The organism is Paenibacillus sp. NPDC058071 (assembly GCF_042885235.1).
In the GTDB taxonomy this organism is placed as follows: domain Bacteria; phylum Bacillota; class Bacilli; order Paenibacillales; family Paenibacillaceae; genus Pristimantibacillus.
The window spans coordinates 195,655-211,483 of the sequence record NZ_JBHVSK010000010.1 but is presented as its reverse complement, the minus strand read 5'-3'; the positions used below and the strand labels follow the sequence as shown (position 1 = coordinate 211,483).

The 15,829-nt window shown below is 51.3% G+C and carries 15 protein-coding genes and 1 other annotated feature; of the genes, 1 reads left to right on the top strand and 14 read right to left on the bottom strand.

What is annotated here, in order from left to right:
• Positions 1-123 precede the first annotated feature (123 nt).
• From ileS to spoIIGA, 12 genes are all read right to left on the bottom strand, one after another.
• On the bottom strand, positions 124-3,216 hold the full coding sequence (ileS, locus tag ACFVTB_RS18010) for an isoleucine--tRNA ligase (protein WP_387751944.1): 3,093 nt from the start codon (positions 3,214-3,216) through the stop codon (positions 124-126).
• Positions 3,217-3,260: 44 nt separating this feature from the next.
• Positions 3,261-3,567, bottom strand: a binding site (T-box leader).
• Between the two features lie 147 nt (positions 3,568-3,714).
• Positions 3,715-4,209, bottom strand: coding sequence for a DivIVA domain-containing protein (locus tag ACFVTB_RS18005; protein WP_387751942.1), 495 nt, complete (start codon positions 4,207-4,209; stop codon positions 3,715-3,717).
• A gap of 102 nt (positions 4,210-4,311) precedes the next feature.
• A complete protein-coding gene (locus tag ACFVTB_RS18000) occupies positions 4,312-5,091 on the bottom strand; it encodes a YlmH family RNA-binding protein (protein WP_387751941.1) in 780 nt (259 codons plus the stop codon).
• 14 nt (positions 5,092-5,105) lie between these two features.
• Complete coding sequence (locus tag ACFVTB_RS17995) at positions 5,106-5,387, bottom strand: YggT family protein (RefSeq protein WP_387751937.1); 282 nt, start codon at positions 5,385-5,387, stop codon at positions 5,106-5,108.
• Between the two features lie 7 nt (positions 5,388-5,394).
• A complete protein-coding gene (locus ACFVTB_RS17990) occupies positions 5,395-5,844 on the bottom strand; it encodes a cell division protein SepF (protein ID WP_387751934.1) in 450 nt (149 codons plus the stop codon).
• A gap of 4 nt (positions 5,845-5,848) precedes the next feature.
• A complete protein-coding gene (locus ACFVTB_RS17985) occupies positions 5,849-6,571 on the bottom strand; it encodes a YggS family pyridoxal phosphate-dependent enzyme (protein WP_387751931.1) in 723 nt (240 codons plus the stop codon).
• Entirely contained in the window at positions 6,564-7,442 is an 879-nt protein-coding gene (gene pgeF / locus ACFVTB_RS17980; protein WP_387751928.1) for a peptidoglycan editing factor PgeF, read from the bottom strand. Before pgeF ends, ACFVTB_RS17985 begins: the two co-directional genes overlap by 8 nt.
• A 35-nt stretch (positions 7,443-7,477) precedes the next feature.
• Positions 7,478-7,756, bottom strand: a complete 279-nt coding sequence (locus ACFVTB_RS17975) for a YlmC/YmxH family sporulation protein (protein ID WP_387751926.1) — start codon at positions 7,754-7,756, stop codon at positions 7,478-7,480.
• 234 nt (positions 7,757-7,990) lie between these two features.
• Complete coding sequence (locus tag ACFVTB_RS17970; RefSeq protein WP_387751923.1) at positions 7,991-9,022, bottom strand: copper amine oxidase N-terminal domain-containing protein; 1,032 nt, start codon at positions 9,020-9,022, stop codon at positions 7,991-7,993.
• Between the two features lie 113 nt (positions 9,023-9,135).
• Positions 9,136-9,918: an RNA polymerase sporulation sigma factor SigG gene (gene sigG, locus ACFVTB_RS17965; RefSeq protein WP_042159827.1), complete on the bottom strand. Its 783-nt coding sequence runs from the start codon at positions 9,916-9,918 to the stop codon at positions 9,136-9,138.
• A gap of 114 nt (positions 9,919-10,032) precedes the next feature.
• Positions 10,033-10,755: an RNA polymerase sporulation sigma factor SigE gene (gene sigE, locus ACFVTB_RS17960; RefSeq protein ID WP_387752069.1), complete on the bottom strand. Its 723-nt coding sequence runs from the start codon at positions 10,753-10,755 to the stop codon at positions 10,033-10,035.
• A gap of 44 nt (positions 10,756-10,799) precedes the next feature.
• Positions 10,800-11,723: a sigma-E processing peptidase SpoIIGA gene (spoIIGA, locus tag ACFVTB_RS17955; RefSeq protein WP_387751920.1), complete on the bottom strand. Its 924-nt coding sequence runs from the start codon at positions 11,721-11,723 to the stop codon at positions 10,800-10,802.
• 798 nt (positions 11,724-12,521) lie between these two features.
• Between spoIIGA and ACFVTB_RS17950 the strand changes: the two genes are divergently transcribed.
• Positions 12,522-13,208 (top strand): DUF559 domain-containing protein, encoded by a 687-nt coding sequence (locus ACFVTB_RS17950; RefSeq protein ID WP_387751917.1) that lies wholly within the window; start codon positions 12,522-12,524, stop codon positions 13,206-13,208.
• A 22-nt stretch (positions 13,209-13,230) separates the two neighbouring features.
• Here ACFVTB_RS17950 and ACFVTB_RS17945 read toward each other — a convergent pair whose 3' ends face one another.
• On the bottom strand, positions 13,231-14,109 hold the full coding sequence (locus tag ACFVTB_RS17945) for a hypothetical protein (RefSeq protein ID WP_387751915.1): 879 nt from the start codon (positions 14,107-14,109) through the stop codon (positions 13,231-13,233).
• Positions 14,110-14,673: 564 nt separating this feature from the next.
• Positions 14,674-15,819: a cell division protein FtsZ gene (ftsZ, locus tag ACFVTB_RS17940; protein ID WP_387752066.1), complete on the bottom strand. Its 1,146-nt coding sequence runs from the start codon at positions 15,817-15,819 to the stop codon at positions 14,674-14,676.
• Between the last annotated feature and the right edge of the window lie 10 nt (positions 15,820-15,829).

Here is a 15,829-nt window from a genome sequence, read left to right as displayed (position 1 = left end):
TCGGGTGATATAGAAAAGGAAAAACGAGGCTCCTCCTAGCGGAGAAGCACTCGTTCGTTATGGAACGACGCGTTCCTTATACTATATCCTTAACCCCGGGAGCAATATGCTAAAGCATCCGTTCTAGCCGCGGATCAGAATGCCGATTGTCTTCTCGCCCAACTGCACGTTTTCCATGCCGGCGACTGTTTCATAGGCTACGCTGTTCAACAGCACGTTCTCCTGCAGTACGTTCTCGAATGCGTCAAGCGCTGCTTTCAGCTCCGCATCCACGCCAAGCACGAGATCGACCCGCTTCTCGATCGGCAGGTCAAGTTTCTTCCTAGTGTCTTGAACGGCGCGAATGACTTCACGCACCCAGCCCTCTTGCTCCAGCTCAGGCGTAATGTCCGTATTCAGCGCTACCGTTACGCCGCTGTCCGAAGCAGATGCAAAGCCCGATTTGGCTTGCTTCTCGACGAGCAGCTCTTCCAGCGTCACCGTGATCGTCTCGCCTTCCGCCGATTGGAACTCAAAGCTGCCGCCATTCACGATCGCACGGGTTTCATCCGCCGACAGGCCTTTCAGATAGCCCTGAATAGGACCAACGTTTTTGCCGTATTTTTTGCCGGCCACTTTCAGGTTCAGCTTCAGCGTAAAGTCGACAAAGCCGCTGTCGCTGTTTTCCACGACGATCGATTTGACATTGATCTCGTCTTTAATAATCGATTCGTACTCCGCCAGATCGAAGTCACGGTCTAGCGACACGATGAGCTCGGATAACGGCTGACGCGTTTTGATGCTCGTCTCGTTGCGCACGTTGCGCGCAAGCTCGACGATTTGCTTCGCGCTCTCCATGTCGCGCTCAAGCACGGCGTCGATTGCCGACTCGTCAGCAGCCGGATAGTCGGCCAAATGGACGCTGCCCTCTCCGCCGAGGTTGCCATACACGTCTTCCGCGAGCAGCGGCGCATAAGGCGCAATTACGCGGGACAGCGTCAGCAGCACATGACGCAGCGTTTGATAAGCCGCTACTTTATCTTCGCTAAGCCCGCTTCCCCAGAAACGGTCGCGCGAACGGCGGATATACCAGTTGCTTAGCTCGTCGACGAACGTCTCGATCGCTTTCGCCGGGTTCAGGAAGTCGTTGATCTCCAGCCCTTTCACCACATATTGGATCAAGCTGTTCAGACGGGAAACGATCCAACGGTCCAGCTTGTTGTTCGAACGCTTCTCTTCGTGCTCTGAAGGGTTGAAGCCGTCGATGGACGCATAAAGCGCGTAGAACGCATGCGTATTAACGATCGTATCGATGACCTTCGATTTCGCTTCGCCTACGATGCCGCGCGAGAAGCGTTTGCTGTTCCAAGGCGCGCTATCCGCCAGCAGCGCCCAGCGGAATGCGTCGGTGCCGTATTCATTGATGATTTCCCAAGGATCGATGACGTTGCCCTTCGATTTGGACATTTTTTGTCCGTTCTCATCGAGGATATGGCCCGTCGAAATAACCGCTTTGTAAGGCGCTTTTCCGTTGTACAGCGTCGATACAGCCAGCAGGCTGTAGAACCAGCCGCGCGTTTGGTCGATCCCTTCGCAGATCATATCCGCCGGATATTGCTCTGCAAATGTTTCATCGTTCTCGAACGGATGATGCTGCTGTGCGAATGGCATCGAACCGCTGTCGAACCACACGTCGATGACTTCCGGCGTACGGTTCATGACCGCGCCCTCGGCAAACGGCGATTTCAGCTTGATCTCATCGACATACGGCTTGTGCAGCTCGATGTCTTCAGGCACATCGCCGATTGCCCGCTCGCGCAGGTCGGCAATGCTCGACGGCGCATATTCTTTGCCTGTCGCTTCACAAACCCAAACGTTGAGCGGCGTGCCCCAATACCTATTGCGGCTGATGTTCCAGTCGACGAGGTCTTCCAAAAATTTGCCGAAACGGCCTTCGCGAATATGTCCTGGATACCAGTCTACGTTGCTGTTGTTGGCGATCAGCTGATCCTTAACTTTCGTCGTCTCGATGAACCAGCTTTCCGTCGCGTAATAAAGCAGCGGCGATTTGCAGCGCCAGCAGAACGGATAGCTGTGCTCGTAACGCTCCTTCGAGTAGAGCAATCCGCGCTCGCTCAGCATTTTGACAATATCGACGTCGCAATCCTTGACGAAACGTCCCGCCAGGTCGGTCACTTCTTCGACGTATCGGCCAGCGTTGTTCACAACACTCAGCATGCTGATGCCGTTTTGGCGAGCCACTTTATAGTCGTCTTCACCGTGAGCGGGTGCGATGTGAACGATACCAGTACCGCTTGTATCGCTGACGAAATCGCCAGGGATCACGACATGGCCGTGCTCGATCGCAACATAGCGGAAAGGCGGCTCATATTTCAGGCCGACCAGCTCGGAGCCTTTAACAGTCGACAGCGTTTCGTAGTTTTCTTTCAATACGCTCTCGGCCAAGTTTTTCGCCACGATGTAGATTGCGCCATCTTTCGCCGCGCGGACGTATTCAAGCTCTGGATTGACCGCAAGCGCCACATTGGCCGGCAGCGTCCAAGGCGTCGTCGTCCAAGCCAGTACAAACTCGCCGCTGTCCGTCAGCTTGAATTTCGCCGTCGCGCTCAGATCTTTAACGTCTTCATAGCCTTGGGCCACCTCATGCGAGCTGAGCGTCGTCTGGCAGCAAGGGCAGTAAGGGCTGACCCGATGGCCGCGATACAGCAGCCCTTTGCTGTGAATCGTCGAGAGAATATGCCATACGCTTTCGATATATTCATTTTTCAACGTGATGTACGGATTGTCGAGATCGGTCCAGTACGCGATTGCTTCCGTCAGCTCGCGCCATTGCTTCTCGTAGACAAATACGCTGTCTTTACATTTTTTAATAAACGCCTCAACGCCGTAATTCTCGATCTCTTGCTTGCCCGAAATGCCAAGCTGCTTCTCTACACCAAGCTCGACCGGCAGACCGTGCGTATCCCATCCCGCTTTGCGGACGACGCGATAGCCTTGCATCGTTTTGTAGCGGCCGATAAAATCCTTGATGACGCGTCCCAGCACGTGGCCGATATGCGGCGCTCCGTTTGCGGTAGGCGGCCCTTCGTAAAATACGTAGTTCGGTTTGCCCTTCCTGTTGTCGATCGATTTCTTGAACGTGTCTTCCTCTTGCCATTGCTTTAACACGCGAAGCTCGCGTGCCCTCGCCTTTTCTTTGACGTCAACGCGTTGCATGCCCATACCCCCTGGTTAAAATAAATAAAGTCCCGTCCCTTATAAAAAGGGACGAGACTTTGCTCGCGATACCACCCTTGTTTCGCACCCTAACACGGCTATAGCAGCCGGATGCGACACCTCTGGCGCGAATGAATGTCCATTCGCGGTCCCTGTAACGGAGGACGTTCCGTCAACGCTTAATAATGCACCACGGCGTCTCTGTCGTCATAGTCGGACAGGCTCGGGTTCATGTTCGGCGCTGCTTCTCGGAGATGATATTCGGCTTCGGTTCGAACGCCGCCTTTCAGCAATCGGCGGCTCTCTGAAGATCGAACGAAGAAGCGTACTCGTTCTCGTCAACGAAGTTTAAAACGAATTCGGTTTGTATGCCTTATATTCCTTAGTTATAGCTTATCGCGTTTCGCTTGTCAAACGGATAAAAGCCGGCTTGGCGGATTTGGGCGGCTTCCCGCGCAAATCCAAGCTGCGGGAACCGGCTTGCTGCCCTCATGCGCTCTATTGTTCGACAGTTGCAGCCGCCGTCGGCTGCGAGTGCTCCAGCGTATCCCAACCGTCTTGGCTGAGCAGCTCAAGCTGCGCCTCGACGAGCGTGCGGAAACGGGCGCGGTAAATGGACGCCTGCTTCTTGAGCTCCTCGACCTCGAGCGCGACTTTACGCGACTTGACGAGCGACTCGTTCACGATGCGGTCGGCGTTCTTCTCCGCTTCTTTCAGAATCAGCTGTCCTTCTTTTTTCGCATTGCTGCGAACCTCGTCGGCCGCCTCCTGCGCGACGATAATCGTCTTGCTTAACGTTTCTTCGATATTCGCAAAATGGTTAAGCTTTTCTTGGAGGTTCAAGATTTGGTTTTGAAGCTCCTTATTCTCGCGGATAACCGACTCATAGTCTTTAATGACCTGATCGAGAAACTCGTTTACTTCGTCCTCGTCATAGCCGCGCAATCTGCGACCAAACTCTTTGTTATGTATGTCCAATGGCGACAACGGCATTGGCGCACCTCCTCCACGTATTAGCCGGTATAAGCGGCTGTACTTCGGAAACATTCGCTGTGCATTGGATTCGACAACTACTTCCAAAATCCTGCAATCCGATTAAATAAATTTCCCAATAACGACGCGAATTCTTCCCTTTTTAGTTACACCGTCGACATCCAATATTTTGAATCTGCCGAGCCCTTTCAACGAGACGACGTCCCCCGCCCGAAGCTGCTCGGAAGGATCCTCTTCCGTCTTCCAATTTACTCTGCAGCGGCCCGCCCGAATCGGGTCGACAATCTTCGAGCGGCTGATCCGGTACACGTCGCTGGCGATGCCGTCCAAACGCATGGAGGCTACCGTGAACGACATCTCTTGAAGCTTCGGAACGACCGGCTGCAATTCTCGCAATGGCCGCACATCGGTTAACACGTTCGCCCGATGCACTTGTCTCAGGTGTATATTTAAATAATCGGCAACTTCGTCCGCAATAATTATATGACAGAAGCTTTCATGCACATGAATATCTCCGATTCGGTCCCGTTTTATGCCAAGACCTAGGAGGGCGCCCAAATAATCTCCATGATCGAGCTCCAGCTGCGTGCCTGCACCGGTTACTTCCAGCACGGAAAGGCCCGCCGGCTCGTCGTCCAAACTCAAATAATCCGGAGCGATGATCGCCCTGCGGCGCTCAGCATCCGGATGTCCACCGTCAAATCGCAGCTGCACATCGGGATTGCGATTAACCAGCATCTCCACGATTTGCGCCTGTCTCGGATCTAAAAAAGGGGTCCGCTTCAGCTCATGCTGCTGGGCGGACCGTTCTACCCATTCCCAAGCCCGGTCGACGAATGGCTTCTCTTCCGGGTGGAAATGTTCATATAGGGCTGGTTTCATCACTCAGACCTTCCTTAACCAAATAAATTGACAACAAATTCGAGCACGGCGATAATCCCCATCGCGATAAAGCGAAGCGCGAAGAGCGCAATGATCGGAGAAATGTCCAGCATGCCGCCGATCGGCGGAATAAACCTGCGGAATATGCTCAAATACGGTTCTACAAGAACGCCTAGCCAACGTCCGATAAAACTGTCGCGAGCGTTAGGCAGCCAGGAGAGCAGTACATAGGCAATAATGAGAACATAGTAGATCGTCTGAAGATTGTTGACAACACTGTAAATAGTAAGATTCAATTCAAGGTCACCTCATTCTAGTGTAATCGTTATCCTCCGCGAGCATCTCTGTAATGGTTCCTTGAATTTCTACCGAATCCGGGGAGCACAGAAAAATGTTCGGCCCGAGCTTGGAAATGTTGCCGTTCAAAGCATATACCGTACCGCTTAAGAAATCAACGATACGAACGGCAATATCGGTGCGAACGCGCTGCAGGTTGACGATAACGGCTCTTCTCGAGCGTAAGTGGTCGGCGATATCCTGCGCCTCGTCATAGGAGCGGGGCTCGCTCAATACGACTCTGACATTTTTTTGCGAGTGTATGCTCACGACATTATTATTCTTTGTACTTTTACGTGATTCGAAAGGAGAAGTTTCAACCTCTTGCTCTTCCGTTTGCGTTACCCGCTCGCGTTCAATCACTTCTTCTTCTTCCTGCAACCCAAGAAAGTTCATAAAACGGTTCATGACGCTCATGATATCATCCCTCTTTTCCCACTAATATTGTGCCGAGTCTGATCCATGTTGCCCCTTCCTCAATTGCCACTTCAAAATCGTTCGACATGCCCATAGACAGCTCAGTCAACGGCTGCTGAAGCTTCAATTCCTCGTTCAGCTTGTCCCTCAGCTCACGAAGCGCGCGAAACACGGGACGCGTCTCCTCCGGCTCCGCTTCGTACGGCGCCATCGTCATCAAACCGACCGGCCGCAGCGAAGTAAAGCTGCTCAGCTCCTGCAAAAAAGCGCTGACCTGTTCGGGCCCAAGTCCATGCTTGCTGTCTTCGCCCGAAATATTGACTTGAATAAAGCACGGGACGACGATACCTAGCCGGGAGGCCTGCTTGTCGATTTCTTTGGCAAGCGATTGCCGGTCCAGCGAGTGAATGTATGTAAATTTGCCGATGACGTCCTTCACTTTATTCGTTTGCAGCGATCCGATAAAATGCCAAACCGGTTGTTCTCCGCCGTTCGTTCCGTCACCGCCGCTGATCGCCTGCCATTTGGCCTGCGCGTCCTGCCAGCGGTTTTCTCCCAAATGGCGATAGCCTGCGCGGAATGCTTCTTCCGCCGTTGCAATCGATACATATTTCGTTACTGCGATAACATTGACTTGATTCGTGTCGCGTCCGCTTCTCGCGCATGCGGCTGCGATCCGCGCCTCAACGTCCGATGCTCGTTCGGACATCGTATTACTGCTACTCATGCGTTCCCCTCTCCCGAATACCGATCCAACTGGCCATCCGGCCAGTCGAGCCGCCTTCCATACGATGGGAATAAAAATATTCCCGGTTGCAGCCCGTGCACCATTGTGACATTTCGATATGAATCGGCAAAATTCCTGCTTTTATCATAATCTGTCGGTTCATTTGTTTCAAGTTTACCATAGCTTTGCCGTTTTCCACCATTTTCATCATGGAATTTCTTTTTTCGCCACTAAGTTCACCGTTGTCGAACGTTTCCAATAAAGGCTCGATTCGTTCGATCACATGACTGTCCACCTCGTAGCAACAGTCGCCGATCGAAGGGCCGATCGCTCCGCGAATCGCTTCCAGCCTTGAACCGTACCGCTCCTTCATCGCACGAACCGTCTTGTCCGCGATCTCCAGCACCGTCCCTTTCCATCCAGCGTGCGCAAGCGCCACCGCTTCGTGCTCAGGGTCATAGAAATAAAGCGGCACACAGTCGGCGTAAAAAGAAGTCAGCAGTACGCCCGGCACATCCGTCATTAACGCATCCGTATCCTGTATCGCCTCTGCGCGGCTATTCCGGCCCTTGCCCCGCTCGTCCGCCGTAACCGCTGCGACCTCGCAGCCGTGCACTTGCTCCGCCGAAGTCCAAGCCTCGAACGGCCAGCCGAGCGCTTCAGCCAGCAGACGCCGATTGCGGACGACCGCTTCGTCTTCATCTCCGACGTGTAAGCCAAAATTGAGCGAAGTCCATGGACTCGCGCTGACGCCGCCGTCTCTTCCGCTGAAGCCGACCGTCAGCCTGTCATTGTCTTTGATCCACGAAGACAACAAAAAAAGCGAAGGTCCCTTCGCCAATTGTACAGATTCAAATACTTCCAGTTCCATACGGGCAATCACCTCTTGTTAGCAAGTTTACCCTGTTATGTGCGGGCGTGCAAATCGTCCTCCTCCGGACGCTGCTTCGATTCGTCAATTCGGACGAGCACAACGTCGGCGCCAATCTTGACAATATTGCGCCAAGGAATGACGACCTCGGCGCCCGCGCTGCCAAACAGGCCGAGGAACCTTGTATATTGGGGGATGACGATCGAATCGATTCGCCCTTGCCGCAGATCGAGCTCGAGATCGCTTATTTGACCCAGCTTTTTTCCATCGACGATATTAATGACGTCTTTCGTTTGGAAATCGGATATTTTCATGAAGTTAACCCCTTTTCCCACGGGATCGGCTTAAAAAGGGCTGTTGCCCTCCCTTAATATATATGTGGGATTTGCCCAAAATGTCCGGCAGGGTAAAAAAACAGCAGTATTCCTTTTACGCCGGCGCGCTTCTCCCAGCGCACGTTATGGCGCCGAAGGCGCCGTGCGTCAGGACGCAGCATGATGGCGGATGGGAAGGGCGTTAGAAACGCCCTTCCCATCCGGGCTTTATGCTTAACTTAGCGGCTTAATCGCAAAATCCCGCAGATTAGGATCGCTTTCGTCGAAGGAGGTTCGGAAGGATTGCAGCAGCGCTTTCGAAATGCGATCGCGTTCCGCCGTATATCGCACGCTGTTCTGAGAGACCGTCAGCCAATAAACACGATCATTCGCCTGGATACCCCAATATTGATAGTAATAAGTATTGAATGCCTGGTTATGCGAGGTAGCCAGGAAAGCAAAATCGCCTGTAGGCTGCTTGGAAACGGCTGTGCTCTTCACCGTCTCCGAAGGGTGCAAGGTGGACTTCATGCTCTCAATCAGCTGCTGCGGGGTCAATTTTTTGTCGTTCTCTTCAACGGTTACCGATACGTTAAAGGAGCCACCGGAAAAGCCGGTAAACAAAATATGATCGCCCGATTCCGACTGATCAATCAGTTCCATTTGCAATGGAGCGCCTAGCGACCAACCAAAGTTGCTGTCCCCGATTCTTTGCTTCGAATCGACAACAGGCTGATCAAGCACTTGAATACGGATTGCTTTTTTATCCTTTTCAAAGACGACTTTGCCGTCGAAGGCTTCAATAATAGCTCTATAAGGTACCATTGTGGAATTCTTTTTGACGGTCGGCGCAGCCGGCAGGCGGACCATCTGGCCGTCTAAGATGGCGATTTTTTGACCCGGCGTCAGTTCCATTGAATGCGATCTGTAAAGCTCATTCGAAATAATGATGGCCTTGGAAGACCCTCCAACTGGTTTGATTGAAAGATCGAATAACTTGATGAGCACGTTAAGCGGCCCCATGGTCACCCCGTTTGTCTCATAAAGCGGCTCGATCGTCATTTCTTTTCCGTTTACCGTCGCTTTTTTGCTCCCAAACGGAATAATCGCCTCTGCTCTTAACAGCGAATTTTCCGTCGCTTTTGTACCCGTATTCGAGCTGGCTTCCGCGGCTGCAGCTGAGAGAGAGCCGGACAGCAAAGACAGGCAGAGCACGATTAACGCAGCCGATTTTTTCAAATGATTCGAAAATATAAATTGAGTCACAGACATCAAGACCTCCATTTAGTCTAATAGGATTTAATTTCCAACTATTAGACGGAACAGGGAAAAGAAAGTTGCTCCAATGGACGATAAAAAAACGGCGCCATGCGGCGCCGTCACGTTTTTACATGCTTTTGCATTTGTTGAATGGCCGATTTCTCCAGCCGCGATACTTGCGCTTGCGAAATGCCGATCTCGTCGGCAACCTCCATTTGCGTCTTGCCTTCGAAGAAGCGCATCGATAAAATCATTTTTTCGCGATCATTGAGCTTGTGCATCGCTTCTCGAAGCGCGATTTCCTCAATCCACGATACATCCTTGTTCTTATCGTCGCTAATCTGATCCATCACATAGATCGGATCGCCGCCGTCATGATAGATCGGCTCAAATAACGATACCGGGTCTTGAATCGCATCGAGCGCGAAGACGACATCTTCCTTCGGCACGTTCAACGCCTCGGAAATTTCGAATATCGTCGGTTCACGGGAATTTTGATTCGTCAGGCTATCCCGTACCTGTAAAGCTTTGTAGGCGATATCGCGCAGACTGCGCGATACGCGAATCGGGTTATTGTCCCTTAAGTAACGGCGAATTTCTCCGATTATCATCGGTACGGCGTAGGTGGAGAACTTCACATTTTGACTAAGATCGAAGTTATCGATCGCCTTCATAAGTCCGATGCAGCCGACTTGAAACAGGTCGTCTACGAATTCTCCCCTATTGTTAAACCGTTGAATGACGCTAAGCACAAGCCTCAAGTTGCCGTTAACCAATTTCTCTCTTGCTGCCCACTCATTTCGGGTTTGCAATGCGGTGAACAATTCCCGCATTTCAGCGTTAGTCAGCACAGGCAGTTTCGAAGTATCCACTCCACAGATCTCGACTTTATTTCGGGTCAACGTGATTACCTCCCAAGGAGAAACATTAATGTACATTATCTCCTTGGACCCCTTTTTTATTCCTTTTCCGAAACGGCCGCGGAATGGCTGCAGAACGGTTGAAAAGCCTTGAAACTACACCATTTTATTGAATTCCTTGCGCAAACGTTTAATAATTCTTTTCTCCAATCGGGAAATATACGACTGCGAAATGCCGAGTAAATCGGCTACATCCTTTTGCGTTTTTTCCTCTCCGTCGGCAAGTCCGAAACGAAGCTCCATAATAATGCGTTCTCTCTCCGACAGCTTGTCGAGCGCTTTGTGAAGCAGCTTGCGGTCGACCTGTTCTTCGATGTTGCGGTAGATCGTATCGTTCTCAGTACCCAGCACGTCGGATAACAGCAGCTCGTTGCCATCCCAATCGATATTGAGCGGTTCGTCGAACGACACCTCGGTCCGCGTCTTGCTGTTGCGCCGCAAATACATCAAGATTTCGTTCTCGATACAGCGTGAAGCATAAGTGGCGAGCTTAATTTTCTTTTCCGGATCGAACGTATTGACCGCTTTAATGAGGCCTATTGCGCCGATCGAAACCAAATCCTCGATATGAATGCCTGTGTTCTCGAACTTGCGGGCGATATAGACGACAAGCCGGAGATTGCGTTCGATAAGCATGGCGCGAATCGCCGAATCGCCCGACGGCAGTCGGTCTAGCAAATACTCTTCTTCCTCTCGGGTCAATGGCGGCGGAAGCGCCTCGCTGCCTCCGATGTAGTAAATCTGTTCGCTTTTTAATCCGAATAAAAACAAAACTCGATAATAATATAACTGCAGGACTAATCTCCATTTGACGAGCATCCGGCCCATCCCTCCCCGAATATGAATATCGTTCCATTTCATGTTCATTGACTGTTCTGAACGAGAGTCGGATGGATGATCGCTTGGTACGCGCTATCGGCCGCCAGTTTCCCGCCGTCCAGGCCGACGAATACCTTGTGGTTCACGTACACCTTTCCCTCCCGCTCGATCCGAACACAATCCGGCTTCAAGGCGAGCATAAACTGCGATTTGCGGTTCACGCCCCGATAAGGAACGAGCCGCAGCCGCTCTTGCCACTTGAAAGACTCATCTCCGATTCCGGCTACTAAACGATCGACCTGCTCCTCCTTGATGCTCTGAAGCCAGGCATCGGGCAGATCTTCTCCCCATAAGGCCGCCTCTGCAACCATAACCGGCGTCCGAGTCAGCGGATCGTAAAGTTGGTTGCCCGTATCGACCAAGCCGATACAACGGAGTTCACGGTCTTCGATTTCAATAATTACTTCTGCTAGATGGGTTTGCACCAGCTCCCTTTCACGACGCTGCGTTAACACGGTGCGGTATATATACAGACCGATACAAAACGCTGCCAATAGATAGATAAAGCCCATTTTCAACTCCACCTGCATGCCGCCGCTTACAAAAGAGAGCGTTCGCCACACTTCTCCGGAGCCTTGCATCAGCAAATAATAGATGCCCAGAATGGCGCCGGCGGCTACGAAATTCACGGTGTAAAAAGCAGCGACGTTCCGGGCAAAATGTTGAAGCGAGGCGAAGCCGAAAGCCACCCACAGCATGAGCAGCGAGATCGCGATTTTGACAAGCAGCGTGAAGAGCATCGAGAACTGCGGAAACAGCATCAGTACAACATAGGACGCTCCGATGGAAGAAGCTCCTAGAACGCGCCACGGACTCGCTTTTATATGGCGAACCCAGGCAGTTGTCAGCAGCAGGCTTCCGTCGACAAGCAGCTCTCGCAAAAACATAACATCGACATATACGGCCACAGTGTCACCTTCCTGCCATCGGCCATCCCGCGCCCCGCCTATAAAAAATAGACGGCCAACCGGTGCCCGGCGAGAACGATTGACACTAGTATATTCAAATCCTATTTCAAAGTCTGTCTAATCATGACGGCATGACACATCTTTTTTTGTCGACCTTGCATAGAAAAAACGGGATGCCTCGCGCTGCTTCACGAGTGTTGCAGAGTACCCTCCGATAGAGCACGACTGTGCGCGATTCGGCGTTTTCCGTGTTTGTTCCGTCTCACACGATACTCCAACCAGTGAAGTCTATGATGCGAGGCTTTCCTAGACCGCTGCTGCACTTCGTTGCGGGTAAGGGCTTGGGCTTCGCGCGCTTCTCCCAGTGCGCGTTCTGGCGCCGAAGGCACCGCGCGTCAGGACCACAATGTTGCCGCTATACTGCCTACGGGTAAAGGCCTAGGCTCGCGCGTTGCTGCTAGCAGCTAATTGGCTCTTTACTGAAACATGAGATATTACCGCCGTACCATTGCACCGTTTCTGCCCAATCCATTCGCTCAGACTCTCTTGTCCGACTTAGAATCATGTAGTATAATCCACTCAAAGCTATAGATGGTTGTGAAGAACACGCCAATGTCAGGAAAGAAGCGACGCTTGGTTTCAATGAAACCGACGAACGCTGCTGTATCCTCGAATTTTGGCGTTTTTTTGTTGTCATTTTGTGAGCTCACCGAGCTTGTATTTTATTGACTAGGCTTGTAAACTTCTATGCTCTTCAGAAATTGTATTTGAGGCAGTTTTATGAAAGGGGAAATGGCAATGTCGATTATGACAAATGTTGAGCAATGGCTTGCTTACCATCAACGTCTGCGAAAAGGGGATGCTCGTAGAAAACTAGAAGAAGGACTCGGCCATGCCGAAAAAATGTTTATCGAAAAAGTTTGGATCCCCGCATTCAAACAGTTGGACCACTTACATCCTGAATATGAAGTTGCCGACTTTAAAGACGGCATGCGCTTTTTAGATTTTGCCTATCTAAACCATACCTTTAAGGTAGCTATCGAAATTGACGGGTACTCCACGCATGCATCAAACGTGTCCCGATGGCAATTTTCCGATTCGCGCATGAGACAAAATCATCTTGTCATAGACGGCTGGACCGTGTTGCGATTCGCATATGACGATGTACATGAGAAGCCGATGAGCTGTATCCAGCTATTGCAGCAGTATCTCGGCAGCCGTATGATCGAGAACTCGCAACTTATCAACGTTAGCCATAAAGAAAAAGTGGATCGTGCACTGGAACAAGAAATTATCCGCCTAGCTGTTCATTTGAATCGAAACCTCAGACCGATCGATATTATTCAACATCTGTCAATTGGCAAAAAACGTACACAGGTGCTAATAGAGAAGCTAGTGAACGCTGAACTGCTTCAGCCAACCGGGAAAGGAACACAACGAACAAAAAGTTATCAAGTCAATCAACAGAAGCTCCACAACCGATAGTGTAAGTCTCCTTAGCGGATTTTCAAATTTTAAAGCTCACTTTGTTTGCACTGTGGCCGTGGGGTGCTTTGGCCTCTTTGGTTGGTCTTGTAGGGTTTTTCGAGTCTGTAAGGCGCTTTGGAGCCTTACAGACCGACTCTTTCGCGTTTTCTGCTTCTGTAAGGCGCTTTGGAGCCTTACAGGCCAGCTCTTTCGCGTTTTTTGCTTCTGTAAGGCGCTTTGGAGTCTTACAGACTGACTTTTTTGCGTTTTTTGCTTCTGTAAGGCGCTTTGGAGCCTTACAGACCGACTTTTTCGCGTTTTTTGCTTCTGTAAGGCGCTTTGGAGCCTTACAGACCGACTTTTTCGCGTTTTTTGCTTCTGTAAGGCGCTTTGGAGCCTTACAGACCAGCTCTTTCGCGTTTTTTGCTTCTGTAAGGCGCTTTGGAGCCTTACAGACCGACTTTTTCGCGTTTTTCACTTCTGTAAGGCGCTTTGGAGCCTTACAGGCCAGCTCTTTCGCGTTTTTCACCTCTGTAAGGCGCTTTGGAGCCTTACAGACTGACTCTTTCGCGTTTTCTGCTTCTGTAAGGCGCTTTGGAGCCTTACAGACCGACTCTTTCGCGTTTTCTGCTTCTGTAAGGCGCTTTGGAGCCTTACAGACCGATTTTTTCGCGTTTTTTTCTTCTGTAAGGCGCTTTGGAGCCTTACAGACCAGCTCTTTCGCGTTTTTTGCTTCTGTAAGGCTCTTTGGAGCCTTACAGACCAGCTCTTTCGCGTTTTTCGCTTCTGTAAGGCGCTTTGGAGCCTTACAGACTGCCTCTTTGCGCTTTGGTGCCCTACAGCTTATCTCCTCTGGTACATTTAAAGGCTGCCCAATAATAGCTTTAATTGCAGCTGTCTGCGTACCTTGTGCCTTCACACATCATCGCGCTTACAAATGCCACACCGCACGCTTGGCATTACTTTCGTGTATCCCTCCATCCCTTCATAAATTATGGCCATACCTGCACATACCAGACTATATACTTCTAACTACTTGCTACATGCATCCAACGCCGCATTACCATACTCCTCTCACCGCGCACCACGTACCACGTACCACCTACCACACAATATACTCTTAGTTACTTGCCGCATGCATCCAACGTCTCATGCACCATACTTCTCTCAACGCGCACCACATACCACACAATTTACTCTTAGTTACTTGCCGCTTACATCTAACGTCTCATGCACCATACTTCTCTCAACGCGCACCACATGCCACACTATGTACTCTTAGTTACTTGGCTGCTTACATCCAGCGTCTCAACGAGCTATACTCCTCTCACCGCACACCACATACCATACAATATACTCAGCTACTTGCCGCATGCATCCAACCCTCACACCACCACACAATTCAATCCACACTACCAGCTTCTCTGAAAAACAAAGAAACCCCCGCTTGCCAGAAAGGCAAGCGGGGGTTCTATACATGCTATTAACGGTCGCTGCGCGGGCGATTGCGCAGGAACGCTGGGATTTCAAGCTGGTCGCTCGAGGAGTTCGCTCCGAACGGCTTTACATTGTTCGAAGACGCATGCTGCGACGAGGAGCTCGATGCGGAAGACGGTTGACGCGTCTCCGGCTCGGATTGCACAGGCTGCGCTGCACGGCGAGCCGTGCCGGATGGCTTGTGCTCAAAGCCAGTCGCGATGACCGTTACTTTGATCTCGTCTTTCAAATCTTCATCGATAATCGCGCCAAAGATCATATTCACTTCCGGGTCGGATGCGGAAATAACGATCTCAGCCGCTTCGTTTACTTCGTACAGCGACAGGTTGGCGCCGCCGGTAATGTTCATAATAACGCCGCGCGCGCCGTCGATCGACGTTTCCAGCAGCGGGCTCATGATCGCTTTCTTAGCAGCTTCGGCAGCACGGTTCTCGCCGGTTGCGATGCCGATACCCATCAGCGCGGAACCACGCTCGGTCATGATCGTTTTCACGTCGGCGAAGTCGAGGTTGATGAGGCCAGGAACAGCAATCAAGTCGGAAATGCCTTGCACAGCTTGGCGGAGAACGTTATCCGCTTCGCGGAACGCTTCCAGCATCGGGGTCTTCTTGTCTACAATCTCAAGCAAACGGTCATTTGGAATGACGATAAGCGTATCAACCTTTTCCTTCAACGCTTCAATGCCAAATTCCGCTTGTCCAGAGCGCTTGCGTCCTTCAAAAGTGAATGGACGCGTTACAACGCCGACGGTAAGCGCGCCGCACTCGCGAGCGATCTCGGCAATAACCGGCGCAGCGCCCGTGCCTGTGCCTCCGCCCATGCCTGCGGTTACGAAAACCATGTCGGAACCTTTCAACTGGTTCATAACAAGCTCGCGCGATTCCTCAGCCGCTTTCTTGCCGACCTCCGGATTGGCGCCCGCTCCAAGACCGCGCGTCAGCTTGTCGCCGATTTGCAGCTTATGCTCGGACTTCGCCAAATGCAAAGCTTGCGCATCCGTATTAACAGTTATGAAATCGACGCCTTTAACGCCGTTCTCGATCATTCGGTTAACAGCGTTGCTTCCGCCGCCGCCTACACCAATTACTTTTATTTGAGCGAGTTGCTCTAGATCCAAATCGAATTCCAACATCATCGTTTCC

What these genes read in the sequence shown, in the direction of transcription:
- pgeF (WP_387751928.1), bottom strand. Translation starts at nt 7,442, where the DNA reads ATGGAACTGGAAGTATTTGAATCTGTACAATTGGCGAAGGGACCTTCG.
- ileS (WP_387751944.1), bottom strand. Translation starts at nt 3,216, where the DNA reads ATGCAACGCGTTGACGTCAAAGAAAAGGCGAGGGCACGCGAGCTTCGC.
- ACFVTB_RS18000 (WP_387751941.1), bottom strand. Translation starts at nt 5,091, where the DNA reads ATGAAACCAGCCCTATATGAACATTTCCACCCGGAAGAGAAGCCATTC.
- ACFVTB_RS18005 (WP_387751942.1), bottom strand. Translation starts at nt 4,209, where the DNA reads ATGCCGTTGTCGCCATTGGACATACATAACAAAGAGTTTGGTCGCAGA.
- sigE (WP_387752069.1), bottom strand. Translation starts at nt 10,755, where the DNA reads ATGCTCGTCAAATGGAGATTAGTCCTGCAGTTATATTATTATCGAGTT.
- ACFVTB_RS17950 (WP_387751917.1), top strand. Translation starts at nt 12,522, where the DNA reads ATGTCGATTATGACAAATGTTGAGCAATGGCTTGCTTACCATCAACGT.
- ACFVTB_RS17990 (WP_387751934.1), bottom strand. Translation starts at nt 5,844, where the DNA reads ATGAGCGTCATGAACCGTTTTATGAACTTTCTTGGGTTGCAGGAAGAA.
- ACFVTB_RS17975 (WP_387751926.1), bottom strand. Translation starts at nt 7,756, where the DNA reads ATGAAAATATCCGATTTCCAAACGAAAGACGTCATTAATATCGTCGAT.
- ftsZ (WP_387752066.1), bottom strand. Translation starts at nt 15,819, where the DNA reads ATGTTGGAATTCGATTTGGATCTAGAGCAACTCGCTCAAATAAAAGTA.
- ACFVTB_RS17985 (WP_387751931.1), bottom strand. Translation starts at nt 6,571, where the DNA reads ATGAGTAGCAGTAATACGATGTCCGAACGAGCATCGGACGTTGAGGCG.